Consider the following 26,107-nt stretch of genomic DNA (forward strand, 5'->3'; position numbering starts at 1 on the left):
TTGAAGTCTTGCAGGGTATCGGGCCCGATGTAGTCGTACCAGTTGTACACGTGGACGGTCGGGACTTCGGCAGCAACCGCCGACAGCGAGGCCGCCAGGCAGGCGCCCAGGCCCAGATTGAAATACGAGCGGTGACCACTCATGATGCGGCACTCCTGGCCTGCTGCGGCCGGTGTTATTCAGGAGCTTGCAGCGTATCGACCGGGGTGGCCGTTACCCATTCCCATCATGGGTTACTCGAAAGGGGTAGGGCGTGGACGCGTTGTTGAAAGAGTTGCCGCTGCACCAAGGGCTGGCGCGTGTGTTTGCCACGTTGGGCGAGGAAGGGTTCTGGCGTGCGCTGGTCGACACCCTGCGCCTGCTGGTGCCGCTGGACAACGCCCTGGTCGCGGTGATGAGGCCGGGTCGGGTACCGCGCCTGCTCATTGATTTCGACGCCAAAGGCAGCGGCGAGGAGCACGAAGACCTGGCAGATTACAGCGCCGGCATGTACTTGCTCGACCCGTTCTATCAAGCGGCCTGTGCCGGCATTGCCGACGGCTTGCACAGCCTCGAATCGGTGGCCCCGGACCAGTTCCAGCACAGCGAGTATTACTTGAGCTACTTCCGCTCGGTGGTTGGCGGCGACGAGTTGCAGTTCATGGTCAACGTCGATGGCGCGGTGCTGGGCCTTTCTCTCGGGCGCTCGACACGCTTCAGCCTCGAAGAGCAGGGCCGTCTGTTGTGCGTGCGCGACTGGGTGCTGGCCGCCATGCGCCGACACCTGCGATTGCTGCCGCCGGAAGGACCAGTCGCCGAGGCCGTGGCCGGAGATCTGGCAACGCTGCTCGATCGCTTCGATGCACGCTTGTCAGTGCGCGAAGTCGAAACCGCGCGGCTGATCCTCCAGGGCTTCTCCAGCAAGGCCATCGCCCAGCAGATGGGCATTTCACCCGAGACAGTGAAGGTGCATCGGCGCAACCTTTATCACAAGCTCAATGTGAACGGGCATGGGGAGTTGTTTGCGTTGGTGCTGCAACCACAAACAGGGCCAACCCGGTCTTAAACTCGGAATACCAACGCCTTCAAACCTGCCTCAACATCCGCATCGGGAAACTCCGGCGGGTTCTCCAGGCGTTGTTCAAAGCGCAGGCTCGGCGCCTCGCGCGTCACGCCGTCGATGAGGAAATCGGCACCGAATGCCGGGTCGTTCATGCAGGCCAGCACCGTGCCGTTTTCAGTCAGCAGTTCCGGCAATCGGCGCAGCACCCGCTGATAATCCTTGGTCAGCAGGAAACTGCCTTTCTGGAACGACGGCGGGTCGATGATCACCAGGTCGTACGGGCCTTTGCCGATCACCTTGCCCCAGGACTTGAACAGGTCGTGGCCGAGGAACGTCACCTGGCTCAGGTCATGGCCATTGAGCCGGTGATTGTCGCGGCCACGGCTCAGCGCCGGGCTGGACATGTCGAGGTTGACCACGTGCGTCGCACCGCCTTCGATGGCCGCCACCGAGAAGCCGCAAGTGTAGGCGAACAGGTTCAGTATGCGTTTGCCGCCGGCATTGGCCCGTACCCAATCGCGGCCATAGCGCATGTCGAGGAACAGCCCGGTGTTCTGCTTGCGGCCCAGGTCCACCCGGTACTTCAAGCCACCTTCGGTGATGGTCATTTCTTCGATGACATCGCCCAGTAGCCATTCGGTGGTGCTTTGCAGCAGGTAGCGGTGCTGCAGCAACAACGTGTGCGCGCCGGATTGTGTCCACTGCGGTGATTGGGTGATTGCCATCAGCCGTTGCTTCAAGTCCTCCAGTTGCGCCGCTTCCGGCTCCTTGAACAGTGCCACCAGCACCACGCCTTGCAGCCAGTCCACGGTCACTTGCTCCAGCCCCGGCCAGCAGCGGCCACGGCCGTGGAACAGCCGCCGGGTTTCGGCGGGAGGCGTGGCCAGTGCCGTCAGCAAGTGGTCGTGGAGGATGGAGAGGGCGTCTGCGTTCATGGGTCTGGGTCGGCAAGTTGCGGGGGGCGGCATTTAACCATAGTTGCGCGTTCGGCGGGCTACCACCGCCCCCTGTAGGAGCGAGCCTGCTCGCGATAACGGTTTCAGATTCAACATCAATGTCGGCTGACTTGATGCCATCGCGAGCAGGCTCGCTCCTACAGGGTTTTGGGTGGCTGTGAGTGAGCAGTTATCACATTAAATTTAACTTTGCGTGAGGATTTGGCGATCTTCCGGCTCCCATACTCGGCTCCAACGAACAACCACATCGGAGCCGGACATGTCGCAGTCATCTGCCTCACCCAAGGCCAGTCATCCACGCTGGCTGCGCCTGACCCATTGGCTCAATGCCCTGGCGGTGTTGGTGATGGTCACCAGTGGTTGGCGCATCTACAACGCCTCGCCGCTCTACGATTTCAGTTTTCCCACGTCGATCACCCTGGGCGGCTGGCTCGGTGGGGCGCTTCAGTGGCACTTCGCGGCGATGTGGTTCCTGGCGATCAACGGCCTCGTCTACCTGCTCATCAATGTCTTCAGTGGTCGCTTGAAACGGCGCTTTTTCCCGGTTTCGCCCAAAGGCGTGCTGCACGACTTGTCGGCGGCATTGCGCGGAAAACTCGGGCATGCCGACCTCAGTCATTACAACCAGGTGCAACGGTTTGCGTATTTGTTCGTGATTATCGACATCACCCTGCTGGTGCTCTCCGGGTTGGTGTTGTGGAAGTCGGTGCAGTTCCCGTTGCTGCGTGAATTGCTGTGGGGTTACGAAGGGGCGCGCCGTGTGCATTTCTTCGCCATGGCGCTGTTAGTGGCATTCGTTGCGGTGCATCTGGTGATGGTCGCGCTGGTACCTAAAACGCTGTTCGCCATGATCGTTGGCCGCAAGGAGCACGTATGAAAAAGCGTATTCAGGTCCCCGGGCTGGATGAGGCTTCGATCCTCACGGATGCCCGCAAGATCCTCGCGCCACAGATCGAAGACCGCTCGCGTCGCTCATTCCTCTTGCGTGGCCTGACCCTTGGTGGCGTGGCGATGTTGTCGGGTTGCAACATCACCGACAACGACGGCGTCGAGACGGCGTTGTCATCGATGTCGCGCTTCAACGACCGGGTGCAGGGCTGGCTGTTCAACCCCAACGCCATGGCCCCGACCTATCCGGCGTCGATGATCACCCGGCCATTTCCGTTCAATGCGTTCTACGGCATCGACGAAGCACCGACGGTGGAGGAGGAGAGCTATCGTCTGGAAGTCACCGGACGGGTCGCCGACAAGCGCAGCTGGCGCCTCGAAGAGCTGCGCGCCATGGCCCAGACCGAGCAGATCACCCGGCACATCTGCGTTGAAGGCTGGAGCGCGATCGGCCGTTGGGGTGGCGTACGCTTCAGCGACTTCCTCAAGCGCATCGGCGCCGACACCGACGCCAAATACGTCGGCTTCAAATGCGCCGACGACTACTACACCAGCATCGACATGGCCACCGCACTGCATGCGCAAACCCTGTTGGCGCTGACGTACGACGGCGCGGTGCTGCCGCGTGAATACGGCTTCCCGATGAAGCTGCGCATGCCCACCAAGCTTGGCTACAAGAACCCCAAACACATTCAGGCGATTTTCGTCAGCAACACCTACAGCGGCGGCTACTGGGAAGACCAGGGCTACAACTGGTTCGGTGGCAGCTGATGAACCCCCGCAACCTACCCATCAAACCTGTGCTTCAAGGAGTTTCATCATGAAAAAGCTGACCACCGTTGTTCTGTCTTTGTGCCTGGCCGTCGGCGCCGCCAGTGTTTTTGCTGCTGACACCATGAGCAAAGACAGCATGAGCAAGGATTCGATGTCCAAGGATGCAATGTCCAAAGACGCGATGAAGAAAGATTCGATGTCCAAGGACGCGATGAAGAAAGACACGATGTCCAGGGATTCCATGAGCAAGGACGGCATGAAAAAAGACGCCATGTCCAAAGACGCCATGAAAAAGGACGCCATGTCACAGTAATCCCAAAAATCCCGTGCCCCTGTAGGAGCTGAGCTTGCTCGCGATGGCGGTGTATCAGTCAACCTGTAATGGCTGACACAGCGCCATCGCGAGCGGGCTCAGCGCCTGCAGGAAGCATGAATTCGTCGCCTGACTGTATCAAAAATGAATTTCCGCCGAGTCCGCTGCTCCTACTTGTAGGTAGCGGATTCAAGCCCGCGAAATCATAGGTGCAATCAGGGAGCAGCAAGGTCATGAGTCGAGTAACGACAGCGGGCGGATATCTTCCTGAGGGGTTGATCCTGGTGGTTGAGGACGACCCGTTGATCCTGGAATTTCTCTGCGAAATTCTGCAGGACGAAGGCTTTGTGGTGGAACCGCAGATCAGTGCCGATGCGGCTGCGGCGTATCTGGAGCAGCATGCCGCGCAGGTCAGGTTGTTGCTCACGGACATCACCATGCCCGGCAAACTCAATGGTGCAGACCTGGCCAATCAGTTTGGCGATCGCTGGCCAGACAAACCGATCATGATCATGTCCGGCTATGAAACCCCGGAAAGCTCCGGCGTCCGGCATGAGGTGACATTCATCAAGAAACCCTGGGCGTTGGGGCAACTGCTCGATTGTGTGCAAGGGGCCTTGAAATCACGCCCTGCCTTGTAGGGGCTGGGGCAGGCTGCGATCTTTTGATTCTGCTTTTTCAGGATCAAAAGATCGCAGCCTGCGCCAGTTCCTGTGGGGATCGTGTAAATTGGCGCAAATGTCCGCTGAGATAGGAAGGACCCTTTGCCCGTGCCCACGTCTGTTTTCAACGTCCCTTACCGTGCCTTCCTGTTCGACATGGACGGCACCATCCTCACCTCGATTGCCGCCGCTGAACGCGTCTGGACCACTTGGGCCTTGCGCCACGGTGTCGATGTCGAAACCTTCCTGCCGACCATTCACGGTGCCCGAGCCATCGACACCATCACACGTCTGGGATTGCCCGGTGTGGATGCCGAGGCTGAAGCGGCGTGGATCACCCAGGCGGAAATCGACGATGTCGAAGGGGTTGCCGAGGTGCCTGGCGCAGCGGCGTTCCTCAAATCGCTGCCGGCTCATCAATGGGCCATCGTCACCTCGGCGCCGAGGACGCTTGCCTTGCGGCGAATGGCAGCGGCAGGGATTCCCGAGCCGGACGTGATGATCACCGCCGAAGACGTCAGCCTCGGCAAACCCGACCCGAGCGGTTATCGACTCGCGGCGACACGACTGGGGGTGGACATCACTCAATGCCTGGTGTTCGAAGATGCCACGGTGGGGATCCTCGCCGCGCAGGCGTCGGGGGCGGGTTTGTTGATTGTGACGGCGACGCATGACGTGCCGATCGAAACGGATCATGCGACGTTAGCTGATTATGATTTGGTTGTGGCGCAGGCAAGCGCCGACAATTTGATTCGCTTACAGCCTTTGTAATCGACATCAGACCCCTGTGGGAGCTGGCTTGCCAGCGATGGTGGTGTGTCAGGCAGCGTGGATGGTGAATGTGCCGACGTCATCGCGGGCAAGCCACGCTCCCACAGTATTTGAAGTCTCCGCAGTTTTTGTGCTTGGCATAAAGCCCCTGTGGGAGCTGGCTTGCCAGCGATGGCGGCCGCCAGGATTGACGCCGGTCGGCGGTTCGCTCCTACATTGACATCTCGGATCGCGCGCTGCGCCGTATCACCTGCGGCGGCTGCCCGAATGTTCGCAAGAACGCTTCGCGCATGCGGCGGCGGTCGCTGAAGCCGGTTGCCAGGGCGATCTGGTCAAGGCTCAGGCGCCCGCGTTCGAGCATCTGCCGTGCCGTTTCCAGGCGCAGGTTTTCGATGGCCTTGGCCGGTGACTGGCCGGTTTCCGCGCGAAATGCCCGGCTGAACTGCCGTGGGCTCAGGCGTGCCACCTCCGCCAGTTGCTCTACCGAAAGCACTTGGTCGAGGTGTTCCCGGGCATAGGTCAACACGCTCTGAATGCGATCGGATTTCGGCTCCAGTTCCAGCAGCGCCGAATGTTGCGACTGGCCACCCGCGCGACGGTGGTACATCACCAGTTTTTGCGCCACTGAACGGGCGAGGTCGGCGCCGTGATCTTTTTCGACCATGGCCAGCGCCAGGTCGATACCGGCGGTCATGCCGGCTGAAGTCCAGATCGAACCGTCGATCACGTAGATCCGGTCAGCCTCGACGTTGATCCCCGCAAAACGCTCTTGCAGTTGTCGCGCATAGGCCCAATGAGTGGTTGCCCGCTTTCCCTCCAGCAAACCGGCCTGGGCCAGGACGAAAGCCCCGGAACAGATCGACGCCGTGCGTCGCGCGGTCTTGACGCCAGCCCGCAGGTAATCGAGCACCGCTTCGGGCGCCTGTTCGAGAATCGCATCGCCTCCGACCACGATCACCGTATCGAACACACGCTCATCGAATGCCTCGGTGCCGACACACAAGCCGCCGGAGGCCCGCAACAAGCGACCCCCTTCGGACAGCACACGCACGTCGTACAGCGTTTCGCCAGCGCTGAAGTTGGCGTATTCGAACACCGGCATCGCCGCCAGCGCCATGGACTGGAAGCCGTCGAAAACCACAAACGCCACGGTAATCATTGATCTGCCCTCAAACGGCGATGTCCGAAAAACGTACTTTAAACGTCATTTGCGACACCGGCGAGCGGATTTATAACGGTACACAACCGGCGAACGTCTCGCCCAACCGTGAAGGAAACCGATTATGGCGCTCTCATCCAAAGGTACTGCATTGATCACCGGTGCATCGTCGGGCATTGGCGCTGTGTACGCCGACCGCCTCGCTCGCCAGGGTTATGACTTGATTCTGGTGGCCCGTAGCCAGGGCAAACTCAACGCCCTGGCCCGGCATTTGAGCGACCAGACCGGTCGCACCGTGGAAGTGGTCGCCGCCGACCTCAAGGACAAGGCCGATGTGCGACGGGTAGAAGACATCCTGCGCAACGATGCCAGCATCACCTTGCTGGTCAACAATGCCGGCGTCGGCGCGGTCATGCCGCTGCTCGCCAGCCCGGTGGATGAGATGGAAGACATGATCTCCCTCAATGTCACCGCGTTGATGCGCCTGGCTTATGCCGTGGTGCCTGGCTTCGTCGCGCGCGGCACCGGCACCGTGATCAACATTTCTTCGATCGTTGCCATCGCTCCGGAAATTCTCAATGGCGTTTACGGCGGGACCAAGGCGTTTGTGCTGGGTTTGAGCCAGTCGATGCATCGGGAACTGGCCGACAAAGGCGTGCGCATCCAGGCCGTGCTGCCGGGCGCCACCGCAACCGAGTTCTGGAGTGAAGCGGGCAACCCGGTGGAAAACCTGCCGCAGGAAATCGTCATGTCTGCCGAGGACATGGTTGATGCAGCACTGGTTGGGTTGGCGAATGGAGAAGTGGTGACCATCCCGGGCCTGCACGACGGGGCGCAGTGGGACCGTCATGAAACTCAACGCCAGGTGTTGAGCGGGCTGTTCGGAAATTCAGAATCGGCGCCGCGCTATCGCTGATCACTGCCCGTTCAAGTGGAGCAGGTGGCGGTCAACCGACAGCAAGGCAGGGCTGGAAACGCAATCCGGGTGTCACGAGCCCCACCGCTGAGGTTGGTCGTCTTCAGTGATCGGCAGCAACGCCTTGCTGGACAAGAATGGCTCGCGCCAAGTCTTCATCGCTGGCATTGAGACCGGGGTTTTCCTGGCGGATCCGCTGCAACACCTGCTCCAGATAAACGCCACGAATCGCACCGCCACTGGCGACGAAGCTGGACGCGTCGTCACGGGCGGGAATCATCATTTTGTCATCCTTGAACGTCGAGTACAGCGAAGCGGAAACACCGGCCGAAGTGGCAACATCACCTGCATCCACTTTGGCCATGGCAGAGCCGAACGGTAAGCACAGTACAAGGGAAGAAATGATAATCAGACGGCGCATGACGGAGTCCTCAAAGCCTGCATAAAAAGGAAATACCTCACCATTTAGGATGCACGACGGCCGCCGAGAGTTCCCCGTCGATGCGCTTTGAGTTGAATTTCAGCCCTTGGCCGCGCAGACAATCACTTCGACCAGCAGGCTAGGATCAGCCAGTTTTACCTCGCCGCACGCACGGGCCGGGGCATGCCCGGCCGGGACCCAAGCGTCCCACACGGTGTTCATCGCCGCGAAATCCGCCATGTCGGCAAGCCAGATGGTGGTCTGCAACAGTTGTTGCCTCGACGACCCAGCCTGCTCGAGCAGTGCATCTACTCGCGCCAGCGCATCACGGGTCTGGCCGGCAACGTCGTGATGGGGTTCGCCGACTTGCCCAGCCAGGTACACGGTATTGCCGTGGATGACGATTTGGCTCATGCGTTGGCTGGTCTGTTTGCGCTCGATGGTTTGCATCCTTGGTTCTCCTGTCGAAAAGTGTTGCTCAGAAGCGTTGAACGGAAAAACTGTCCAGCCATGGTGGCGTCTTGCCGGCGATGCAGTCGGCGACCAGTTGGCCAGTGGCTCCGGCCAGGGTCAGGCCCAGGTGCTGGTGACCGAAGGCGTAGATCAAGCGCGGTTCGTTCGGTGATGGGCCGATGACTGGCAACGAGTCGGGGAGGGAAGGTCGGAACCCCAGCCACCTGCGAGCGACCGGTTGGGTCAGGCCCATGACACGGCGTACGTGTCGCTCCAGGTAGTCGAAGCGTTTTGGATTCGCCGGGTCGTTGATCGAGCCAAGTTCCACTGTGCCCGCAACCCTCAGCCGACCTGCCATGGGTGTCATGTAAAACGCGCTTTCCACCGGGCAAACAGGGCGGTTGAGCAGGGTGTCTTGCAGATCGAATTCGATGTGATAGCCGCGTTCGGTATCCAGCGGAATGTGATCGCCCACCTGGCGTGCCAACGCCGCTGACCAGGCGCCGCCACACAGCACGACGCGGTCGGCTCGCCAACTTTTCCCTTCGGAACTGCCCAGGTACAGGCCGTCACTCTTGCGTTGCACCGTTGTGATCGTTGCCTGGTGTAGCGCGCCTGCGGCGACCAGTGGCGCGGCCAGCGCTTCGATGAAGGCTCGAGGGTCATCCATGTGCGAGGACTCGGGAAACAGAATGCCTCCGATCGCTTTGCCTGCCATCGCAGGTTCCAGTTGTTCGATGTCCGCTGCGTTCAACACTTGCTGTGCAATGCCCAGAGAGCGGCGTAGTTCGATGGCCGCTTGCGCGCCGGCCAAGCCTTGCTCGGTGCCGTAGGCATAGATGCAGCCATTGTGACGCAAATGCTGATCGGCCAGCGGTGCGTCTGCCAGCAGCGGCGCATAGCCGCTATAGGTGTGCTGGAGAATGTTGCTCAGTGCCTGGGTGTTGGTTTCGCAGCGCGAGGTACGACACTCATTGAGAAAGCGCAGCAGCCATGGCATCAACTGTGGCAAGCGTGCCCAGTTGATGACGAAGGGGGATTCCTTCGAGAACAGCAACGATGGAATTGCCTTCAGCAGCGACGGCTGGGCAATCGGCATCACACCATACGGTGCCAGGGTGCCGGCATTGCCGTAGGACGCGCCGCTGGCAACCGCATCGCGCTCCAGCAAGGCAACCTGATAACCCTGGCGTCGCAGCCAGAGTGCCGTGGCAACCCCGACGACGCCGGCACCGACAACGGCGATTTCGCAATGAACGGGTTGTGTCATGTCCTCAGATCCGGTTGTGCATGTGAAGGTGGCCCTGACGCGCCAGTTGGCTGATGACAGTCAAGGCTTTGGTCAGCTGCTCCCGTGACAGGGCTGCAGAGATATTGATGCGCACCGCTTGCGGTGAAAGTTCCGGACGCAAAGTGAAGGCGCCGCCGGCCAGCACCACCACCCCACGGTCCTGGCACAGGCGGGCGAATCGCGAGCCGGTCCAGGGTTCCGGCAGCACTAGCCAGGCGTGGGTGCCGGTGGCGCTGTGCTGGAATTCCAGGCCTTCGAAGTGCGTGGCGAGCAGCGCCTGGCGCAGTCGCAACTCTTCGCGCTGTTCGCAAACCAGTTGCTCAGCATGCCCGTCCTCGATCAGCCGAGTGGCGATCAGTGCACTGAGTGGCGATGTGCTCCAGCAGTCGATACGTTGCATGGCTGCGATGTCCTGCACCAGCGACATCGGGGCCATGACAAAGCCCATGCGCAATCCCGGGGCGATGCATTTGGACAGAGCCGAAATGTAGATCGTGCGCTCCGGCATCAGCGCCGCGAAAGGTGCTGGTGACTGATCGAGCAGCGGGCGATAAACATCGTCTTCGATAACCAGCAGGCTGGTTTCGCGGATCACGCTCGCCAGTTCTGCCCGGCGCTCGGTATCCAGGGTAATGGCGGTCGGGTTGTGAATCGACGGCACCAGAAACAACAGTCGCGGTTGATGTTCAGTGCAGGCCTGGCGCAGGGCTTCGGGGGACATGCCGCGTTCATCGGCGTCGACCCCAACCAGAATCAGCCCCAGCGAACGGCACAAGGCATTGATGCCTTGATAGGTCACGCTGTCGGCCAGCACGGTATCGCCACTGTTGGTCAAGCTGCGCAAGGTACTGGCGATGCCATGTTGCGCGCCATCGACGATCAACATCTGCGAAGCCTGGGCCTCGACGCCGGTGTGGCGTAGCCATTGGGCCGCAGCTTCGCGAGCCCACAACGGCCCCTCGGACGGGTGATAGTCCTTCATGTCGCCAAAGCGCGGGTCGCTGGAAAGTCGCGGCAGTAATTGCGCCAATACCCTGTTGAAACCACCGGTTGCCGGGCGATTGACACTCAGGTCGATGGTGCCCGGATCATTGCTGGGTGCCGACTGAAATTGCGCTGCCGGATGGCGTGGTTGCGCGACTTGGGTGCCACGCCCCGGGCGGCTTTCTACCAGGCCTTTTTGCTGCAACACAGCCATGGCTTTGGTCACCGTGGTGATGTTCACCCCCAGTGCACTCGCGAAGTCGCGATGCGGCGGCAGGCGCTCCCCGGGTTTGAGCTTGCCGTTGCCTATCGCTTCGGCCAGTGAATCGGCCAGTTGCGCGTAAAGGGTTTCCGCTTTATCACGCTGCAACGCCGCACTGGCCTTGAGTTCATCCAGCAGTTGTTCGAATTGACTCATGGTGCTTTATCCCTGTTGTCATGCTCTAAGCAGGACAATGAGCAAGTTTGTATTGCTTTTTATCCGATACAAGGCCCATTGACAAGCTAAAAATCCGTGATTAGTGTGTGTATTGTAATGCTTGTCATGCAACACAATAAGAAAATGCTGCCATGCGCAGTTCAATGGGTACGCACATGACTATCGAAACGTTCCAGCCGGGATTGCTCCTGGCGTCCCACCTACATCGACACTCGTGCCTGACATCGGGCTGCACAGAGTATCCGGTGTGTTGTCCCCCTCGCGCAAAGTCTTCGAAGAATTTATCCGGTCGATCGACCCCCTACCGAGCCGCGGAGGTCATCCAATGAAAAACGCTCAGTCAATGAACTCAAATTCGGGCCAGCAGCGCCTCAGTGGCGCCTTGCGCCAGCGCCACATCACCATGATTTCCCTGGGCGGCATCATCGGCGCCGGTTTGTTTGTCGGCAGCAGTGCAACGATTCAGGCGATCGGACCCGCCGCGTTTCTCAGTTATCTCGCTGCCGGCATCGTGGTGATGCTGGTGATGCGCATGCTTGGGGAAATGGCCGTTGCTTTGCCCGGTGTCGGTTCTTTTACCGAGTACGCCCGGATAGGCCTGGGCAATTGGGTCGGGTTCACCAGTGGCTGGTTGTACTGGTACTTTTGGGTGATCGTGGTTGCGGTCGAAGCGGTGGTCGGTGCCAACATCCTGGAACAGTGGATACCACTGCCCGCGTGGGTGATCGGGCTGAGCCTGTTGGCGATCATGACCGCCATCAATTGCCTGTCGGTCAAATCCTATGGCGAGTTCGAGTATTGGTTCGCTTCATTGAAGGTTTTCGCGATCATCGTCTTCATCTTTGTTGTCGGCGCTTACCTGTTCGGTTTTGCACCGAGCACCAGCGACCTGCTGGGTAACCTGGTGAATGATCGTGGCTTCATGCCTTATGGTGTGAGTGCGATTCTGGCGGGAGTGCCGACAGTGATTTTCGCCGTCGGCGGCGCCGAGATCGCAACGATTGCCGCCGCCGAGTCCGACGACCCGTCGAAGAACGTGGCGAATATGACCCGTTCGGTGATCTTCCGCGTCATCACCTTTTATGTCGGCTCGATTTTCCTGATTGTCTGCGTGGTGCCTTGGGGTCAGATCGTCGCCGGCCATTCACCCTTCGTGGCTGCACTGGAGGTGATGCGCATTCCCGGCGCGGGGATGATCATGCAGGCGGTGGTGCTGGTGGCTGTGCTGTCGGCACTGAACTCCGGGCTTTATGTGTCTTCGCGGATTCTGTTCGGCCTCAGCCAGCGTGGTGATGCGCCAGCAAAACTTTCAGTCCTGACCGGTCGGAAAGTGCCCCGGGCGGCAGTGCTGTTGAGCAGTGTGATCGGATACATCGCCATCATGGCAGCGATCATTTCTCCGCAAGGCGTGTTCCTTTTTCTGGTCAACGCTTCCGGCGCAGTAATGCTGTTTGTCTACCTGGCGGTGGCGTTGGCGCAGATCAGGGTGCGGCGTCAGGTCGAGGCCACGGCACCGGCGCGACTGACCCTCAAGATGTGGCTGTTTCCATGGCTGTCCTATGCTGTGGTGGCAGTGATTGCGGGTGTTTTGGCCGCCATGGCGTTTCAGGAATCCTTGCGTACACAGTTCCTCGCCAGCCTTGTCAGCCTCGCTGTGGTATCTGCCGCTTACCTGATCCTCAGGCGCCTGCGGCAGCAAGCCCGCCAACCTCACGTCAATGCCATCGACATCCTCGCAAGGGTACCGACCCAGTCATGAATCACAGGGAGCAATCAGCCACGGACGGCGATTGAGCAACAAGGCTTGTAACGGTCAAAAACAATAAAATTTGCCTCTATATAGGTGATCTATGTCCGACTTCAAGTTTGATACCCAGGGTTTCTCCCGTCGCAGTTTGCTTAAAGCAACCGGCTACGGTTCATTGGCGGCTGCTTTGGGCTGCGCGATGGGTCCGATGTCGTTTGCATCGGCGGCCGACAAACCTATCAAGACCGTGCGTCCCGGTTATCTCACCGCCGCATGTCTGGGCGACATGCCCCTCGGTGCGCTACGCGAAGGCGTGCCGATTGGCACCGATCTGGAACTGCTCAAACTCATTGCTGATCGTCTCGAACTCAAGCTCGATGTGCTGACCATGGGCTTCCCGGCGGTGGTCGAAGCGGTGAGGTCTGGACGTGCCGACTGGTTCGGCGGCAACTTCGCCTGGAACCCGATGCGTTCGAAGATTCTGCTGCTGACCGACCCGGTGTTTTACACCGGTGCCTACGTGATCATGCGCGATAGTGAGCCGTTCGACACCTCGATCACGGTCAACGATGTGAAAGGGCGCACCATCGGCGCTATCACCGGTTATTTCACCATCCCCGATATGAAGAAAATCGATGGTGTGAAGGAGGTCAAACTTTACGACAACACCGATTCCTGCCTGCGTGACGTGCGCGCCGGGCGCCTGGACTTTGCCGTACTGGATGCGCCGACCATTGACTACATGATTCTTCAGGACCCTAGCCTGAAGCTCAAACAAGTCCCCATGTCTTACGATGAAAGATTCCCCAGCCTGACCGCTAAATTCGAAGCGATCTGGGGCGTTCATCCGCAGAACCAGGACTTGTTCGACGGAGTGAACCAAGGGCTGCGCTGGTTGAAGGCCACGGATCAGATCCGTCCGATCCTCGCCAAGTACGGGATCAAAAACCCCGACTACCTCGAACCTCCCGCCAACAACCCTCGCATCGGCGTGGACCGCGACGAAAAGGGCAATTTGATCGGGCCGTTCGCGCATCCTCCGCGTGATTTCAGTCCGGCCTTTGCCTGAGTCGAGGACGTGAATCATGGCGCAATCAACTCCGCTGGTGCGAATCGAAGGGCTGCACAAATCCTTCGGTAGCCTGGATGTCCTCAAGGGCATTGACCTCAATGTGCAGCAGGGCCAGAAGATCTCACTGATCGGCCCCAGCGGCTCCGGCAAGACCACCTTGCTGCGCTGCGTCAATTACCTGGAAGAGCCAACCAAGGGCGACATTTACATTGATAACGAGCTCATAGGCCAACGACTGGTGGGCACCCGGAAAGTGCCCATGAGCGACAAGGAATTGGCACGCATGCGCGCCGAGATCGGCATGGTATTCCAGCGCTTCAATCTGTTTCCGCATCTGTCGGTGCTGGAGAACATCATCCTTGGCCCGCTCAAGGTGCAACAGCGCAACCGCGCCGAAGCGGTGGAACTGGCCGAGGACTTGCTGAACAAAGTCGGCATGTTTGCCAAGCGCGATGCGTTTCCCGAGCAACTGTCGGGCGGGCAGCAACAACGCATTGCCATCGCCCGAGCGCTGGCGATGAAACCCAAACTTATGCTGTTCGACGAGGCGACCTCGGCACTCGACCCGGAACTGGTTGGAGAGGTTCTGGGGGTTATGCGCAGGCTGGCGGAAGAGGGCATGACCATGATCATCGTGACACATGAAATGAGCTTCGCCGAAAGCGTGTCCGACCAAGTGATCTTCATGGCCGACGGTAACATAGTCGAGCAGGGACCACCCCGGCAGATCTTCCGCGAGAGTCAGGTCGAACGTACCCGTTGCTTCATCCGTGCCGTGCAGGAGCATTGATCGATGTTCGATACAACTGCGCTGCACAAAACCATCGAGATGTTGCCGTACTTCCTGAACGTACTGGGCATCGGTGCCCTGACTACTTTGGGCCTGACCCTGGCGGCCTTTATCGTGGCGGCGTTGCTGGGTTTTTGCCTGGCGCTGATGCGGCTATCCCGCAGCCGCTTCCTGAGCCTGATCGCCAGTGTGTACCTGGAGGTTTTTCGCAACGTACCGATCCTGACCCAACTGTTCATCCTGTATTTCGGGCTGACCTACATCGGCATTACCTTGCCGGCAATCGGCGCGGCGATCATCGGTTTCGGCCTGAACGGCGCGGCGATACTGTCGGAAGTGTTTCGGTCGAGTATCCGCACCATCGACCGCGGTCAAAGTGAAGCGGCGTTTTCGATCGGCATGACCCGGTCGCTGGCAATGCGCCTCATCGTATTGCCGCAAGCGTTCAAGGTCGCGATTCCCGGGATGGCCAACTTCGCCATCGGCTTGCTCAAGGACACGTCCCTGGCATCGGCGGCGGCAGTGCCTGAACTGACATTCAAGGCAAGAATGCTGGTCAGCGAAACCTACCAGACCAATTTGATCTACTTTCTGCTGGCGGTCATCTACCTGGTGTTGAGCCTGGTGCTTTCCCATTGGGCGGCGCGTACCGAGCGCCGCCTCAAAGTCGTCAAGGAGATCTGATATGGGCTATGCCGAGCTGTGGGAAGCCACCCATGTCGAGTTCCTGGCGGCGGCCTGGGCTACGCTGCAATTGGCATTTGGCGCGTTGGTCATTGGTCTTATTGTCGGCTTGCTGGTAGCGCTGGCACGACTGTCGAAGAACCGGCCATTGCGCCGGGCGGCATTGACTTACATCGAGGTATTTCGCGGTACCCCGGCATTGGTGCAGTTGTTCATCGTTTATTTCAGCCTGACGGAAATCGGTGTCCACTTCAGTTCGTTCCAGGCCGCCATGATTGGCCTGGGGCTGAACGCGGCGGCGTACCTGGCGGAGATTTACCGGGCGGGACTGGAGGCGGTACCCAAGGGCCAAGTGGAAGCGGCAAAAGCGATTGGCATGCCGCACTTCAAGATATTGCGTTGGGTCGTGTTGCCCCAGGCTATCCGTATCGTGCTGGCACCGATCGGCAACGTCGCGATCTCGCTGTTGAAGGATACGTCCGTAGCTTCACTGATTGCGGCACCTGACTTGATGCTGAGGGCGCAGGATTTGAGTTCGGTGTATTTCATGCCGCTGGAGATCTACATTCTGGTGGGGGCGATTTACTTTGCTCTGTGTTATCCGTTGTCGCTTGGAGTGCGGTTGCTGGAGCGACGGACGCGGCATTGAGCATGAAACGCTATTGACCTGCCGTTCACCGCGAAAACCGGTTGCGATAGTCCCGTGGCGAAACCCCCAGGTTGCGCTGGAAAGTCAGGCGCATGCGTTCTTCGTCACCAAAGCCGCACAGTCGGGAAATCTGATCGATGTTGCGCTCGGATTCTTCCAGCAGGCGCCTGGCGGCTTCGACCCGCAGCACTTCCACGGCTTTGGCCGGGGTGCGGCCGGTCTTGAGTTTGTAGACCCGGGCGAAGTTGCGCGGACTCATCTGCACTTGTTGGGCGAGCCGGTCGATGGTGAGGTTTTCACCGGCCAGGTTTTGCGTGATCCACAGGTGCAGGTCGTCGAAGGCGGCGCCTTCGCTGGTTTGCGATTGCAGCAGTTGGCTGTACTGGGCCTGACCACCAGGGCGCTTGAGGAACACCACCATTTCCCGCGCTACCAGCAACGCCAGTTCGCGGCCGCAATCTTCTTCGACCAGCGCCAGGGCCAGGTCGATGCCGGCACTGACCCCGGCAGAAGTCCAGACTGAACCCTGCTGGACAAAGATCGCATCGTTGTCGACTTCGATCGACGGGTGTCGCTCCTTGAGCATGCCGCACATCGCCCAATGGGTGGCGGCACGACGACCGTCGAGCAATCCGGCTTCGGCCAGCAGGAACGTGCCACTGCACACCGAGGCCGTGCGTCTGACCTTGGTCGAGGCGACCTTGAGCCACTCGACGACCTCAAGAGAATTGTTCATGGCCGTGATAATCACCGGCGCGCCAGGCACGATCAGCGTGTCGATCGAGTGCTCGGTGAAAGCGCTCAATGGCACAGTGTCGACGGCCAGGCCTTCGGCAGTCTGGATCAGGCCACCGGTGAGGCTGGCGGTTTGCAGTTTGTAACCCGGCAAGTTGCTGCTGTTGAGATAGCGCGAGGCCGCCCAAAATACGGTTTGTGCGCCGGTCAGGTCCAGCAGGCCCATTTCGGGGTAGGCGAGGAAGACGATCAAACGCGGTGAATCGGATTGGATTTCGCGGGCGGCTGGAGGGTTTGCGATGTTCATAGGTTTCTGTATCAGCGAGATGGAATAATCATAATTCGCAAACGTTCTAAGCGTTATCGCAATTGGTCGACTGTCAGGATTTCAGGGTTTTATGTCAGTTGACCCACCGGTTCCACTCTAGCACTGCCGACTGTTTGTGCAGATATCGATGCAAGCACTCGTGAAAATCCAGAACAAATGTATTGTCGAGGGCTGGCTGTTTCTGCACAAAACCGCTGAGTACCGTGGGGTCCATCAAAAACAGACAAGGACTCCAACATGCTCAAGCGCCTGGCTTTGCCATTTGCCCTCCTGTTCACCCTCAACGCCGCCCACGCCGCCGAGGGCGAAAAATGGTATCCGTCCAAGTTTGGTGCCAACGATGAAATCGGTGCACTGAACCTGCTTGACGCCGATTCGGTGCTCAACGCTGCCAAGTTGATCAAGACAGGCAAGACTTATCCGCTGGCCGTGCCCATCGACAAGAACCTGCCGGCGTTCCGTCACCGCAGTTTCCACCTGACCAATGTCCAGCCGGGCGAAGCGGGCGGCACCACCATGGGGCCGAACAAATTCACCTTCAACGATGAATTGGTGGTGGGCTGGACCGGTGTCGGCACCCAGCTCAACGGCATCGGCCACATTGGCATCGACAACGTCTACTACAACGGCAATCGCGCGGCGGACTTCGTGACCGTGGAAGGGGTGCAGAAACTCGGTATCGAGAAAGTCCCGCCGATTGTCACCCGTGGTGTGGTGCTGGACATGACCGCAATCTACGGCCGCGCCATCGTGCCGGAAAAAACCGAATTCACCGTTGCCGATATTCAGAAGGCCCTGCACCGGCAAGGCATCAGCATCGAGAAGGGTGACGTGGTGCTGTTCAACACCGGTTGGCTGGAACTGCTGGGCAAGGACAACGAAAAATTCCTCGCAGTGGAACCGGGCATCGGCATGGCCGCGGCGAAATGGCTGGCGGACAAACAGATCGTCGCTTTCGGTGGTGACACCTGGGCTTCGGAAATCTACCCCGGCACTGATGGCCAGGAGTTCCCGGTCAACCAGTTCATGCTGGCCAAGAATGGCATCTACAACCTGGAACTGATCGACAGCCGTGCGCTGGTCCGGGACAAGGCCTGGACGTTCATGTTCGTGCTCGGCCAGCCGCTCTACAAAGGCTCGACCCAGGTCAACATCAACCCGGTAGCGATTCGCTGAGGCGACTGACGGGCCGGGGGATGACAAATGCTCATCCCCCGGCCCGTTGTTGTCATTTGTTCGCCCCTGATCCCGACCCCTAGAGTGGGCACTGCGCCGGTCGGCGCATTCCTTCAATTCGAGTGTTCGCCTGCCGAAACCAGGCGAGGGAGTTTTTGATGTCCGATATTCTCGGCCAGCAGTTCATTGATGGGCAACGCAGTGCCCTGGGCCGCGAGACGCTGCACAGTGTCGACGCCAGTAGCGGTCAGGCATTGCCTTATGTTTTTCATCAGGCCACTGAGCAGGAAGTCGCTCTGGCCGTTGCTGCCGCCACCCGTGCCTTTGCTCCGTTTCGTCAATTGCCGCCGGGGCGTCGTGCGGATTTTCTTGAGGCGATCGCCGACGAGATCGATGGGCTGGGCGAGGAGTTCATTGCACTGGTCTGCCGGGAAACGGCGCTGCCCGAAGGCCGGATTCGGGGTGAGCGCGGCCGCACCAGCGGTCAGTTGCGACTGTTTGCACAGGTGCTCAAGCGAGGGGATTTCCTCGGTGCGCGGATTGATCAGGCGTTGCCTGAACGGCTACCTCTGCCGCGAGCGGATATTCGCCAATACCGCATCGGTGTCGGCCCCGTCGCAGTGTTCGGTGCCAGCAATTTCCCCTTGGCCTTTTCCACTGCCGGTGGTGATACCGCGTCGGCGCTGGCCGCCGGGTGCCCGGTCGTGTTCAAGGCCCACAGCGGGCACATGGCAACGGCCGATTGCGTGGCCAGCGCCATCGTTCGCGCGGCGCAGCGCACGGGTATGCCGTCGGGGGTATTCAACATGATTTACGGCGCCGGTGTCGGACAGGCGCTGGTCAAGGCCGAAGGAATCAAGGCCGTGGGGTTTACCGGGTCGCTGAAGGGTGGCCGGGCGTTGTCCGATCTGGCGGCTGCGCGGCCGCAGCCGATACCGGTGTTCGCCGAGATGTCGAGCATCAATCCGGTGATCCTGCTGCCGCACGCCTTGAGCACTCGGGGCGACAAAATCGCCGCAGAGCTGACGGCGTCGGTCAATCTGGGCTGTGGTCAATTCTGCACCAGCCCCGGTCTGATCATTGGCCTGCGTTCAGCGCAGTTCAGCGAGTTTCAGCAACACTTTGCCCAGCACATGGGCGACCAACCGGCCCAGACCATGCTCAATGCCGGAGCGCTGAACAGCTACAGTGCCGGGCTCAAACACCTCGACAGGCATGCCCAGGTCGATCACCTGGCCGGTCAACCGCAAGGCGACCGCCAGGCGCAACCGCAGTTGTTCAAGGCCGATGTGCAACTGTTGCTCGAGGGCGATCCGTTGTTGCAGGAAGAGATCTTCGGCCCGGCGACGGTGCTGGTGGAGGTGGACGATTCGCAGCAACTGCGCGCTGTACTCGACAGCCTGCACGGTCAGCTGACCGCCACCCTGATCGCCGAGCCGGCGGACCTTGAGCGCTACAGCGACCTGTTGCCCTTGCTCGAAGACAAGGTCGGACGCTTGCTGCTCAATGGCTACCCGACCGGCGTCGAAGTCAGCGATGCGATGGTCCATGGCGGACCGTACCCGGCGACTTCCGATGCACGCGGAACCTCCGTCGGCAGCCTGGCCATCGATCGCTTCCTGCGCCCGGTCTGCTACCAGAACTATCCTGATGAGTACCTGCCCGAGGCGTTGCAAAACCATAACCCGTTGGGCCTCAATCGACTGGTCAATGGCCAGTGGAGCAGGGCTTCGCTGATTTGAATACCGGCCCGCGCCGGTATTCGCCGGCGCGGCACTTCACGGATCCGGCCCTTGAAACGAGCACCTACCGACATGGTTCCCTCCCTTGGCAGCATCGCTTCACGTCTGCGTCTGAAACAACTGCGGTTGCTGATCGCGCTGGATGATCGCGGCTCCCTGCACAAGGCCGCCGAGCAGATCTCCATTTCCCAGTCCGGCGCCACCAAGGCCTTGCACGAGGTCGAATCGTTGCTTGGAATGCCGTTGTTCGAGCGTCAGCCCAAAGGTCTTGTGGCCAATGAAATGGGGCGCTGCATGATTCGCTACGCGCGGCTGATCTACAGCGATGTCGAACACTTGCGTGAGGAAATGCTCAGCATCATGCAGGGGCAGGGTGGGCGACTCTCGGTCGGGGTGATCATGGGCGCGGTGCCATTGCTGACCCGAGCCTTGACCGAGCTGCGCCTCAAACAACCTGAGTTGTCCGTTGAACTGGTGGAAAACACCAGTGCGACCTTGCTCGGATTGCTCGATCAGGGGCGGCTGGACCTGGCGATCTGCCGCACCAGCGTCGGCCAGCGCTCGGACGCTTACGATTGCATCGAACTCAGCGAAGAGCCCCTGGCAGTGGTTGCCAGCCAGCGTCATCCACTGGCCAGTGCCCAATCCCTGCAATTATCGCAGCTCAGCGATTACCGCTGGGTGGTCTACCCCAAGGACATGCCCATGCGCCAGGCCCTGGAGCGTGAACTCAATGAGGCGGGGCTGGAAATTCCCCGTTACCCACTGGAGACTTCGTCCACCTTCGCCACCATTTTGCTGGTGCAACAAGATCCAACCTTGCTCGCGGTGATCCCGGTGGAAGTGGCCGAGTTCTGCGAGCAGTTCGAGTTGCTGGTGAAACTGCCGGTGTCGTTGCGCGCCCTGATCGAACCCTATGGGGTGATCAGCCGGGCCGGCGCCGATTTGTCTCCGGCGGCGACCCTGCTGATCAATGAACTCAAGCAGGATCTGGTTACTTGATCACGATCGGGTTCACCGGCGCCCCGGTGCCACCGACGATTTTCAACGGTGCAGCGGTGTAGAGAAACTGCCACTGGCCGTCTGCCGCGCAATCGTCGGCCAGCGCATCGAGCATCGCCACTTCGGTAAAGGTCACGCCTAGGTTGCGCATCAAGGCGTTGTGCAGCGGAATCAACACACCTGAAGTCGGGTCGACCGCCACTTCGTTGGCCATGGTATCGGTGACCAGGTTGGGGATTTCCATCTGGTGAAACCATTCCACCAGCTCGCGGCTGAAGGTCAGGCCCGGCTCGGCGAAATCCTTGTAAAACTCTTGCGGCTCGCGCGCGTAAAACGATCCGATCCAGCCAGTACGGATGATCAGGATGTCGCGCTTGTGGATCTCGATGCCCTGAGCTTTCGCGGCGGCCAGCAGGTCGTGGTGATTGAAGGTTTCACCCTTGTCCAGCACCGCTTTGCCGCGATGGCGGGCCATGTCGATCAACACCGCACGGCCGACGATGCCGCGTTCGGCAATCGGCAGGATGCTGGCCTTGTCCATGCCGCCGATGGTGCTCATGGCGTCGTAGCCGTTCCACAGTTTGTTGTCATGCCAGACATGGCCCAGCGCGTCGTATTGGGTCGAGCCTTGCAGGTGCATGAAGATCACGTCGTCGGCATATTCGACGTGACCGTCGAAGTGAGTTTTACCCGCGAGAAAGTGCCCCTTGTCGAGCACGTTGACCCGCATCGATGGACGACGGCCGGGCCACAGTGGCTCGCCTTTGGGGTGACCGATTTGCACTTGCAGGGTGAAGGTCTTGCCTTGGCGCACAGTGGCGATGCCACGGAGGATCTCGGCGCTTTGCAGGTAGTTCAGGGCGCCGACTTCATCGTCCGGGCCCCACTTGCCCCAGTTGGTCGGCAGGCCTTCGAGCAGGGCTTTAATGTCGGGAGAACGGTCGGCGGCGGTGTTGTTGGTGTTGTGGTCGCACATGGGGTTGTCCTTGGGTTTGGGCAGTTCAACAGTCCACCAAAGTCCCCTGTGGGAGCTGGCTTGCCAGCGATAGCGGTGTGTCAGACAACAACGATGTCGACTGATACTCCCTCATCGCTGGCAAGCCAGCTCCCACGGGTTGTTTGATTGTCTGTCGAGCTCGAACAGGGATTATTTGATCGGTGAGAACTGCGCTGGCATCAGCAGTTTCGATTCCATCTTTTCCAGCATCGGGAAGGCGATCGGCACGAAACCTTCGAGCCAGTCCGGGTCCTGGTACAGCGCGGCGCGTTTCTTGATGCGCTCATCCAGGCTCTCGTAGGCCCAGATGTGGATCACCTGGTTCAGCTCGCCGATTTCGGTGTACCACCAGCCCACCAGCGTGGTGTAGCGGGAGATCACCGGCAGGCCGTTGTCCTCGAAGTGTTTGAGGTAGGTCTGCATTTTTCCGATTTGGATCGTGTAGGTGCGCATTTCATAAAACATGCTGTTCGTCTCTCAGGTATGAAGGCCGTGGAAGGCATTGCTGATGATTCGCTCGACGTCGGCAGCGGTCGTCAAACGTGGATTGACCAGCACGTTGCCGCTGCGCATCGAATCGCTGACCATTTGCGGCATGTAGTCCAGGTCCACGCCCAGGTCCTTGATGTTGTCGGGAATGCCGATGGCCTTGTTCAGTGCCATCACGTGCTCCACGACTTTGTGCCCGGCGCGGGCAGGGCTCAGGCCGTCGACGTTTTCGCCCATGGCCAGGGCGATTTCGCGGAACAATTCAGGGCAGGCTGGCAGGTTGTATTCGATGACGTAGGGCAACAGCGTGGCGTTGGCGATGCCATGGGGAATGTTGAACACGCCGCCGAAGGTGTGGGAGATCGCATGCACGTTGCCGAGTTTCGATTGGGCGAACGCCACGCCGGCGAGAAAAGAACCGAGCAACATCTGCTCCCGGGCGTGCAGGTCGGAGCCTGTGAAAAACGCTTTCGGCAGGTATGTGCAGATCATCTTGATCGCTTGCAGCGCCAAAGCCTGGCTGATCGGGTTGGCCTGCTTCGACACGTAGGATTCGATGGCGTGGGTCAGGGCGTCCATGCCGGTGGCGGCAGTGATAGACGGCGGCAGCTTGAGGGTGAGTTCGGCATCGAGAATCGCCAGTTTCGGGAACAGTGCGGGGCTGATGATCACCGTTTTGAACAGGGTCCGGGTGTTGGTGAACACCGTCGATGCCGTGCATTCGCTACCGGTGCCCGAGGTGGTGGGGATGGCGAAAATCGGCAACGGAGGATGCAGCAGTTTGTCGTAGCCCTCGTAGTCGAGGATGTTGCCGGGGTTGGTGGCCATGGCCGCGACACCCTTGGCGGTGTCAATGCTGCTGCCGCCACCCACGCCGATCACCGCATCGCACTCGTGGTTCTTCAGGAACCCTACGGCGCGCTCGAGCACATCGGTAGTGGGGTTGGGTTCGACGCCGGCAAACACTTCATAGGCGATTTCACTGGCCGTCAGCGAAGCAAAAAACGCATCCAGCACGCCCGACGCCATCAGTCCATTGTCGGTGACCACCAGCAGTTTCTCTCGGACATGGGGTTTGAGCAGCGCACCGGCCTGACGCACCAGGCCGTTGCCGCTTTTCAAGGTCGTGGGGAAGTAAAACTGGAACGGGTTCATGGGTGTCTCCGGTTTCTTGTTGGTTGCGCAACAGTAATCAGCCGCGTGGGCAGCCGATAATGAAAAGGCTTGATACTGCGATCACCCTTTGTCATCCCCCGGATAGCCGCTGGGCGGTGGTAACTTAGGGCTTTTGAATCGCGAGGAGCATCGACATGGATTTGGGTATTTCGGGGCGCTGGGCGATTGTCTGCGCCGCCAGCAAAGGCTTGGGTCTGGCGTGTGCACGGGCCTTGGCAAAGGAAGGCGTGAACCTGGTGATCAACGCCCGGGGAGATGAAACCTTGCAGGCGGCGGCCGTGCACTTGCGCCAATTGGCACCGGCCATCGAAGTCCGCACCGTGGCCGGGGACATCAGCCAGCCGGGTGTGCGGGCGCAAGTGCTGGCGGCCTGTCCGCAGGTGGATATTCTGGTCAACAACGCCGGTGGCCCACCGCCCGGTGACTTCCGCGACTGGCAGCGCGAAGACTGGCTCAAGGCGCTGGATGCCAACATGCTCACGCCCATCGAGCTGATCAAGGCCTGCGTCGATGGCATGGCCGAGCGCGGTTTCGGGCGCATCGTCAACATCACCTCCGGCGCGGTGAAGGCGCCGATTGATGTGCTGGGGCTGTCCAACGGTGCCCGTAGCGGCCTCACCGGTTTTATCGCCGGGCTGGCGCGTCAGGCGCGATTAGCGGGCAACAACGTCACCGTCAACAATCTGCTGCCCGGGCCATTCGAGACCGAGCGCTTGCACAAGACCCTCAATGCCGCCGCCGAGGCCAACGGCACCAGTGTCGAAAGCGTCGCCGAGCAACGGCGCAAAAACGTTCCCGCCCAGCGCTTCGGCCAACCTGATGAATTCGGCGCGTATTGCGCATTCATTTGCGGTGCGCAATCCGGTTTTCTGACCGGGCAGAACCTGTTACTGGACGGCGGCAGCTATCCGGGGACTTTCTGATCGCTGCTGGGGGATGACATTCGGTGATCCCCCAATCAGATCCCATCATTATTCAGCACGCGGGGGCGTGATTAGAGTGGGGCCGCTTGCCTGAAACCGTCAGTCAAAACGCAATACCTGCAGGAGTGAGCCTGCTCGCGATAGCGCAAGTGCAATCAACATTGATGTTGGCTGGTACTGCGCCATCGCGAGCAGGCTCGCTCCTGCAGGGAGGGTTGACTGGCAGGCATCAGGCCGCTTGTTTCCACAACAATAAGAGCCCCCACATGAACAATCCAAGTGCCGAAAGCCTGGCGTTGCCAGCCGCGAACGCAACCGAACGCGCCACAAACGTCCGTTGGCGAATCTTCCTCATCATGTTGTTGTTGACCGCCATCAACTACATCGACCGTGCCTCGCTGTCGGTGGCCTTGCCGCTGATTTCCAGTGAATTCCAGATCCCGCCGGCCCTTGAAGGCCTGATGCTCAGTGCGTTTTTCTGGTCCTACGCGTTGATGCAAATTCCAGGCGGCATGCTGCTCGACCGCTTTCACACCCGTCGTGTGATCGTCGTCGCGACTGTTGCCTGGGGTGCATTCCAGGCCCTGGCGGCCGGTGCGCACAACTGGATCACCCTGATGATCACCCGCATGGGTCTTGGTGTCGCCGAGTCGCCAATCATGCCCGCCGGGGCCAAGCTCAACGGCGCCTGGCTGACCCCCAACGAACGCGGGCGCGGCGCAGTGCTGGTCGACGGCGGTGCGCCTTTGGGCAGTGCTTTCGGCGCAATCATCATTGCCGGGCTGATAGGCTGGTTCGATTCCTGGCGCATCGCCTTCGTGATTGCCGGCGTCGGCACCATGCTCGCCGGTGTGCTGGCCTGGAAGTACATCCGCAACCATCCCAGTGAACACTCCGGTGTCAACGCCGCTGAGCTCAAGCACATCACCGAGGGCAACGCCACGGTCAGCCAGCCCGGCGCGGTCACCAGCATCGGCTTCAAGGAACTGCTCAAGGACCGCTCGGTGCTGGCGATGTTCGCCGGTTACTGCTGCATTCTCAGCGTGTTCTATGGTCTGCTGACCTGGATGCCGAGCTATCTGCACCAGACCCACGGCCTGAACATTTCCGGCATGGGCGGCGCGACCTTCCTGATCTTCATGTGCGGTTTTGTCGGCGAACTGGTTGGCGGTTACCTGGGGGATAAATGGAAATCCAGCGGCGCGTCGCCGAACCTGGTGATGCGCAGCATGTTCAGCGGCTCGGCGCTGGTCGCGGCCCTGTGCATGCTCGGCACCGCTTACACCGCTGACGCGACTCAAGCCATTGGCCTGCTCTGTGTGGCGATGTTTTTCATTCGCTGGTGCGGCATGTACTGGTGCATTCCGTCGATCCTCGGCGGCACGTCGAAAACCGGTGTGCTGGCCGGCACCATGAATTTCTGCGGCAACATGGCCGGGGTGATCGTGCCGATCCTGATCGGCTTGATCGTGCAGTTCACCGGTTCGTATTTCCTGGTGCTGATCTTCTTCGTGGTCATGGCCATGCT

At 60.1% G+C, this 26,107-nt stretch carries 27 protein-coding genes and 1 pseudogene; 17 read left to right on the top strand and 11 right to left on the bottom strand.

Annotated elements, in window-relative coordinates:
* Window positions 1-143: pseudogene (locus tag D8V06_RS30835) on the bottom strand (polyamine ABC transporter substrate-binding protein); the annotation flags it as partial.
* Between the two features lie 110 nt (window positions 144-253).
* Between D8V06_RS30835 and D8V06_RS11065 the strand changes: the two are divergent.
* A complete protein-coding gene (locus D8V06_RS11065) occupies window positions 254-1,045 on the top strand; it encodes a helix-turn-helix transcriptional regulator (protein WP_130930967.1) in 792 nt (263 codons plus the stop codon).
* Here the strand turns inward: D8V06_RS11065 and D8V06_RS11070 are convergent.
* Window positions 1,042-1,977, bottom strand: a complete 936-nt coding sequence (locus D8V06_RS11070; protein WP_130930968.1) for a class I SAM-dependent methyltransferase — start codon at window positions 1,975-1,977, stop codon at window positions 1,042-1,044. The genes D8V06_RS11065 and D8V06_RS11070 overlap by 4 nt on opposite strands.
* A 280-nt stretch (window positions 1,978-2,257) precedes the next feature.
* Here D8V06_RS11070 and D8V06_RS11075 point away from each other — a divergent pair, with 280 nt between their 5' ends.
* The 5 genes from D8V06_RS11075 (at window position 2,258) to D8V06_RS11095 (ending at window position 5,406) form a co-directional block, all read left to right on the top strand.
* On the top strand, window positions 2,258-2,875 hold the full coding sequence (locus tag D8V06_RS11075) for a cytochrome b/b6 domain-containing protein (protein ID WP_130930969.1): 618 nt from the start codon (window positions 2,258-2,260) through the stop codon (window positions 2,873-2,875).
* Window positions 2,872-3,657: a molybdopterin-dependent oxidoreductase gene (locus D8V06_RS11080; RefSeq protein WP_130930970.1), complete on the top strand. Its 786-nt coding sequence runs from the start codon at window positions 2,872-2,874 to the stop codon at window positions 3,655-3,657. Before D8V06_RS11075 ends, D8V06_RS11080 begins: the two co-directional genes overlap by 4 nt.
* Before the next feature lie 49 nt (window positions 3,658-3,706).
* Window positions 3,707-3,973, top strand: coding sequence for a pentapeptide MXKDX repeat protein (locus D8V06_RS11085; RefSeq protein ID WP_130904991.1), 267 nt, complete (start codon window positions 3,707-3,709; stop codon window positions 3,971-3,973).
* A 233-nt stretch (window positions 3,974-4,206) separates the two neighbouring features.
* Window positions 4,207-4,614, top strand: a complete 408-nt coding sequence (locus D8V06_RS11090; RefSeq protein ID WP_056856748.1) for a response regulator — start codon at window positions 4,207-4,209, stop codon at window positions 4,612-4,614.
* Between the two features lie 123 nt (window positions 4,615-4,737).
* Window positions 4,738-5,406 carry an HAD-IA family hydrolase gene (locus D8V06_RS11095; RefSeq protein WP_130930971.1) on the top strand — a complete coding sequence of 223 codons (669 nt, stop codon included), beginning with the start codon at window positions 4,738-4,740 and terminating at the stop codon, window positions 5,404-5,406.
* A 211-nt stretch (window positions 5,407-5,617) separates the two neighbouring features.
* On the opposite strand, the gene D8V06_RS11100 is transcribed toward D8V06_RS11095, so the two are convergent.
* Window positions 5,618-6,565: a GlxA family transcriptional regulator gene (locus tag D8V06_RS11100; protein ID WP_056856746.1), complete on the bottom strand. Its 948-nt coding sequence runs from the start codon at window positions 6,563-6,565 to the stop codon at window positions 5,618-5,620.
* Between the two features lie 124 nt (window positions 6,566-6,689).
* On the opposite strand from D8V06_RS11100, the gene D8V06_RS11105 reads away from it, so the two are divergent.
* Window positions 6,690-7,481 (top strand): SDR family oxidoreductase, encoded by a 792-nt coding sequence (locus tag D8V06_RS11105; protein WP_056856745.1) that lies wholly within the window; start codon window positions 6,690-6,692, stop codon window positions 7,479-7,481.
* 103 nt (window positions 7,482-7,584) lie between these two features.
* On the opposite strand, the gene D8V06_RS11110 is transcribed toward D8V06_RS11105, so the two are convergent.
* The 4 genes from D8V06_RS11110 to D8V06_RS11125 form a co-directional block, all read right to left on the bottom strand.
* Window positions 7,585-7,902 (bottom strand): DUF2388 domain-containing protein, encoded by a 318-nt coding sequence (locus D8V06_RS11110; RefSeq protein ID WP_130904990.1) that lies wholly within the window; start codon window positions 7,900-7,902, stop codon window positions 7,585-7,587.
* Window positions 7,903-8,001: 99 nt separating this feature from the next.
* Window positions 8,002-8,352, bottom strand: a complete 351-nt coding sequence (locus D8V06_RS11115) for a RidA family protein (protein ID WP_130904989.1) — start codon at window positions 8,350-8,352, stop codon at window positions 8,002-8,004.
* 28 nt (window positions 8,353-8,380) lie between these two features.
* Window positions 8,381-9,625, bottom strand: coding sequence for an FAD-dependent oxidoreductase (locus D8V06_RS11120; protein WP_130906521.1), 1,245 nt, complete (start codon window positions 9,623-9,625; stop codon window positions 8,381-8,383).
* A gap of 4 nt (window positions 9,626-9,629) precedes the next feature.
* A complete protein-coding gene (locus D8V06_RS11125) occupies window positions 9,630-11,048 on the bottom strand; it encodes a PLP-dependent aminotransferase family protein (RefSeq protein WP_130930972.1) in 1,419 nt (472 codons plus the stop codon).
* A 364-nt stretch (window positions 11,049-11,412) separates the two neighbouring features.
* Here D8V06_RS11125 and D8V06_RS11130 point away from each other — a divergent pair, with 364 nt between their 5' ends.
* The 5 genes from D8V06_RS11130 to D8V06_RS11150 all read left to right on the top strand — a co-directional run bounded on the left by D8V06_RS11130 (window position 11,413) and on the right by D8V06_RS11150 (window position 16,011).
* Window positions 11,413-12,828, top strand: a complete 1,416-nt coding sequence (locus D8V06_RS11130; protein ID WP_206663182.1) for an amino acid permease — start codon at window positions 11,413-11,415, stop codon at window positions 12,826-12,828.
* 91 nt (window positions 12,829-12,919) lie between these two features.
* Window positions 12,920-13,885, top strand: a complete 966-nt coding sequence (locus D8V06_RS11135) for a transporter substrate-binding domain-containing protein (RefSeq protein ID WP_130904985.1) — start codon at window positions 12,920-12,922, stop codon at window positions 13,883-13,885.
* Between the two features lie 16 nt (window positions 13,886-13,901).
* Window positions 13,902-14,678, top strand: a complete 777-nt coding sequence (locus D8V06_RS11140) for an amino acid ABC transporter ATP-binding protein (protein ID WP_130904984.1) — start codon at window positions 13,902-13,904, stop codon at window positions 14,676-14,678.
* Window positions 14,679-14,681: 3 nt separating this feature from the next.
* On the top strand, window positions 14,682-15,362 hold the full coding sequence (locus tag D8V06_RS11145; RefSeq protein WP_130904983.1) for an amino acid ABC transporter permease: 681 nt from the start codon (window positions 14,682-14,684) through the stop codon (window positions 15,360-15,362).
* 1 nt (window position 15,363) lies between these two features.
* Window positions 15,364-16,011 (top strand): amino acid ABC transporter permease, encoded by a 648-nt coding sequence (locus tag D8V06_RS11150; RefSeq protein ID WP_130904982.1) that lies wholly within the window; start codon window positions 15,364-15,366, stop codon window positions 16,009-16,011.
* A gap of 25 nt (window positions 16,012-16,036) precedes the next feature.
* Here the strand turns inward: D8V06_RS11150 and D8V06_RS11155 are convergent, their stop codons facing one another.
* Complete coding sequence (locus D8V06_RS11155; RefSeq protein WP_056856743.1) at window positions 16,037-17,053, bottom strand: helix-turn-helix domain-containing protein; 1,017 nt, start codon at window positions 17,051-17,053, stop codon at window positions 16,037-16,039.
* A 258-nt stretch (window positions 17,054-17,311) separates the two neighbouring features.
* Between D8V06_RS11155 and D8V06_RS11160 the strand changes: the two genes are divergently transcribed.
* The 3 genes from D8V06_RS11160 to D8V06_RS11170 all read left to right on the top strand — a co-directional run bounded on the left by D8V06_RS11160 (window position 17,312) and on the right by D8V06_RS11170 (window position 20,994).
* A complete protein-coding gene (locus tag D8V06_RS11160) occupies window positions 17,312-18,250 on the top strand; it encodes a cyclase family protein (protein ID WP_056856742.1) in 939 nt (312 codons plus the stop codon).
* A gap of 158 nt (window positions 18,251-18,408) precedes the next feature.
* Window positions 18,409-19,992 (top strand): aldehyde dehydrogenase (NADP(+)), encoded by a 1,584-nt coding sequence (locus tag D8V06_RS11165; RefSeq protein WP_130930974.1) that lies wholly within the window; start codon window positions 18,409-18,411, stop codon window positions 19,990-19,992.
* A 72-nt stretch (window positions 19,993-20,064) separates the two neighbouring features.
* Window positions 20,065-20,994, top strand: a complete 930-nt coding sequence (locus D8V06_RS11170) for a LysR family transcriptional regulator (protein ID WP_056856740.1) — start codon at window positions 20,065-20,067, stop codon at window positions 20,992-20,994.
* Here D8V06_RS11170 and D8V06_RS11175 read toward each other — a convergent pair.
* The 3 genes from D8V06_RS11175 to D8V06_RS11185 form a co-directional block, all read right to left on the bottom strand.
* Window positions 20,987-21,970: a cyclase family protein gene (locus D8V06_RS11175; protein ID WP_056856739.1), complete on the bottom strand. Its 984-nt coding sequence runs from the start codon at window positions 21,968-21,970 to the stop codon at window positions 20,987-20,989. The two genes, D8V06_RS11170 and D8V06_RS11175, sit on opposite strands and share 8 nt — an antisense overlap.
* A gap of 171 nt (window positions 21,971-22,141) precedes the next feature.
* A complete protein-coding gene (locus tag D8V06_RS11180) occupies window positions 22,142-22,456 on the bottom strand; it encodes an NIPSNAP family protein (RefSeq protein ID WP_130904978.1) in 315 nt (104 codons plus the stop codon).
* 12 nt (window positions 22,457-22,468) lie between these two features.
* Window positions 22,469-23,635, bottom strand: a complete 1,167-nt coding sequence (locus D8V06_RS11185) for an iron-containing alcohol dehydrogenase (RefSeq protein WP_130906528.1) — start codon at window positions 23,633-23,635, stop codon at window positions 22,469-22,471.
* Between the two features lie 155 nt (window positions 23,636-23,790).
* Here D8V06_RS11185 and D8V06_RS11190 point away from each other — a divergent pair, with 155 nt between their 5' ends.
* Window positions 23,791-24,579, top strand: a complete 789-nt coding sequence (locus tag D8V06_RS11190) for an SDR family oxidoreductase (protein WP_056856736.1) — start codon at window positions 23,791-23,793, stop codon at window positions 24,577-24,579.
* A gap of 266 nt (window positions 24,580-24,845) precedes the next feature.
* Window positions 24,846-26,107: MFS transporter (locus tag D8V06_RS11200; RefSeq protein WP_130930976.1), on the top strand; the 1,262-nt coding region annotated here is incomplete at its 3' end.

Origin of the sequence: Pseudomonas sp. Sample_24, assembly GCF_004307605.1 — a bacterium.
Classification (GTDB): domain Bacteria; phylum Pseudomonadota; class Gammaproteobacteria; order Pseudomonadales; family Pseudomonadaceae; genus Aquipseudomonas.

Bases quoted from the DNA above. Each gene is read 5' to 3' on its own strand.
- D8V06_RS11150 (WP_130904982.1), top strand. From the start codon at position 15,364: ATGGGCTATGCCGAGCTGTGGGAAGCCACCCATGTCGAGTTCCTGGCG.
- D8V06_RS11120 (WP_130906521.1), bottom strand. From the start codon at position 9,625: ATGACACAACCCGTTCATTGCGAAATCGCCGTTGTCGGTGCCGGCGTC.
- D8V06_RS11075 (WP_130930969.1), top strand. From the start codon at position 2,258: ATGTCGCAGTCATCTGCCTCACCCAAGGCCAGTCATCCACGCTGGCTG.
- D8V06_RS11165 (WP_130930974.1), top strand. From the start codon at position 18,409: ATGTCCGATATTCTCGGCCAGCAGTTCATTGATGGGCAACGCAGTGCC.
- D8V06_RS11155 (WP_056856743.1), bottom strand. From the start codon at position 17,053: ATGAACATCGCAAACCCTCCAGCCGCCCGCGAAATCCAATCCGATTCA.
- D8V06_RS11070 (WP_130930968.1), bottom strand. From the start codon at position 1,977: ATGAACGCAGACGCCCTCTCCATCCTCCACGACCACTTGCTGACGGCA.
- D8V06_RS11105 (WP_056856745.1), top strand. From the start codon at position 6,690: ATGGCGCTCTCATCCAAAGGTACTGCATTGATCACCGGTGCATCGTCG.
- D8V06_RS11130 (WP_206663182.1), top strand. From the start codon at position 11,413: ATGAACTCAAATTCGGGCCAGCAGCGCCTCAGTGGCGCCTTGCGCCAG.
- D8V06_RS11140 (WP_130904984.1), top strand. From the start codon at position 13,902: ATGGCGCAATCAACTCCGCTGGTGCGAATCGAAGGGCTGCACAAATCC.
- D8V06_RS11115 (WP_130904989.1), bottom strand. From the start codon at position 8,352: ATGCAAACCATCGAGCGCAAACAGACCAGCCAACGCATGAGCCAAATC.
- D8V06_RS11185 (WP_130906528.1), bottom strand. From the start codon at position 23,635: ATGAACCCGTTCCAGTTTTACTTCCCCACGACCTTGAAAAGCGGCAAC.
- D8V06_RS11160 (WP_056856742.1), top strand. From the start codon at position 17,312: ATGCTCAAGCGCCTGGCTTTGCCATTTGCCCTCCTGTTCACCCTCAAC.
- D8V06_RS11145 (WP_130904983.1), top strand. From the start codon at position 14,682: ATGTTCGATACAACTGCGCTGCACAAAACCATCGAGATGTTGCCGTAC.
- D8V06_RS11175 (WP_056856739.1), bottom strand. From the start codon at position 21,970: ATGTGCGACCACAACACCAACAACACCGCCGCCGACCGTTCTCCCGAC.
- D8V06_RS11080 (WP_130930970.1), top strand. From the start codon at position 2,872: ATGAAAAAGCGTATTCAGGTCCCCGGGCTGGATGAGGCTTCGATCCTC.
- D8V06_RS11180 (WP_130904978.1), bottom strand. From the start codon at position 22,456: ATGTTTTATGAAATGCGCACCTACACGATCCAAATCGGAAAAATGCAG.
- D8V06_RS11135 (WP_130904985.1), top strand. From the start codon at position 12,920: ATGTCCGACTTCAAGTTTGATACCCAGGGTTTCTCCCGTCGCAGTTTG.
- D8V06_RS11170 (WP_056856740.1), top strand. From the start codon at position 20,065: ATGGTTCCCTCCCTTGGCAGCATCGCTTCACGTCTGCGTCTGAAACAA.
- D8V06_RS11090 (WP_056856748.1), top strand. From the start codon at position 4,207: ATGAGTCGAGTAACGACAGCGGGCGGATATCTTCCTGAGGGGTTGATC.
- D8V06_RS11110 (WP_130904990.1), bottom strand. From the start codon at position 7,902: ATGCGCCGTCTGATTATCATTTCTTCCCTTGTACTGTGCTTACCGTTC.
- D8V06_RS11190 (WP_056856736.1), top strand. From the start codon at position 23,791: ATGGATTTGGGTATTTCGGGGCGCTGGGCGATTGTCTGCGCCGCCAGC.
- D8V06_RS11085 (WP_130904991.1), top strand. From the start codon at position 3,707: ATGAAAAAGCTGACCACCGTTGTTCTGTCTTTGTGCCTGGCCGTCGGC.
- D8V06_RS11125 (WP_130930972.1), bottom strand. From the start codon at position 11,048: ATGAGTCAATTCGAACAACTGCTGGATGAACTCAAGGCCAGTGCGGCG.
- D8V06_RS11100 (WP_056856746.1), bottom strand. From the start codon at position 6,565: ATGATTACCGTGGCGTTTGTGGTTTTCGACGGCTTCCAGTCCATGGCG.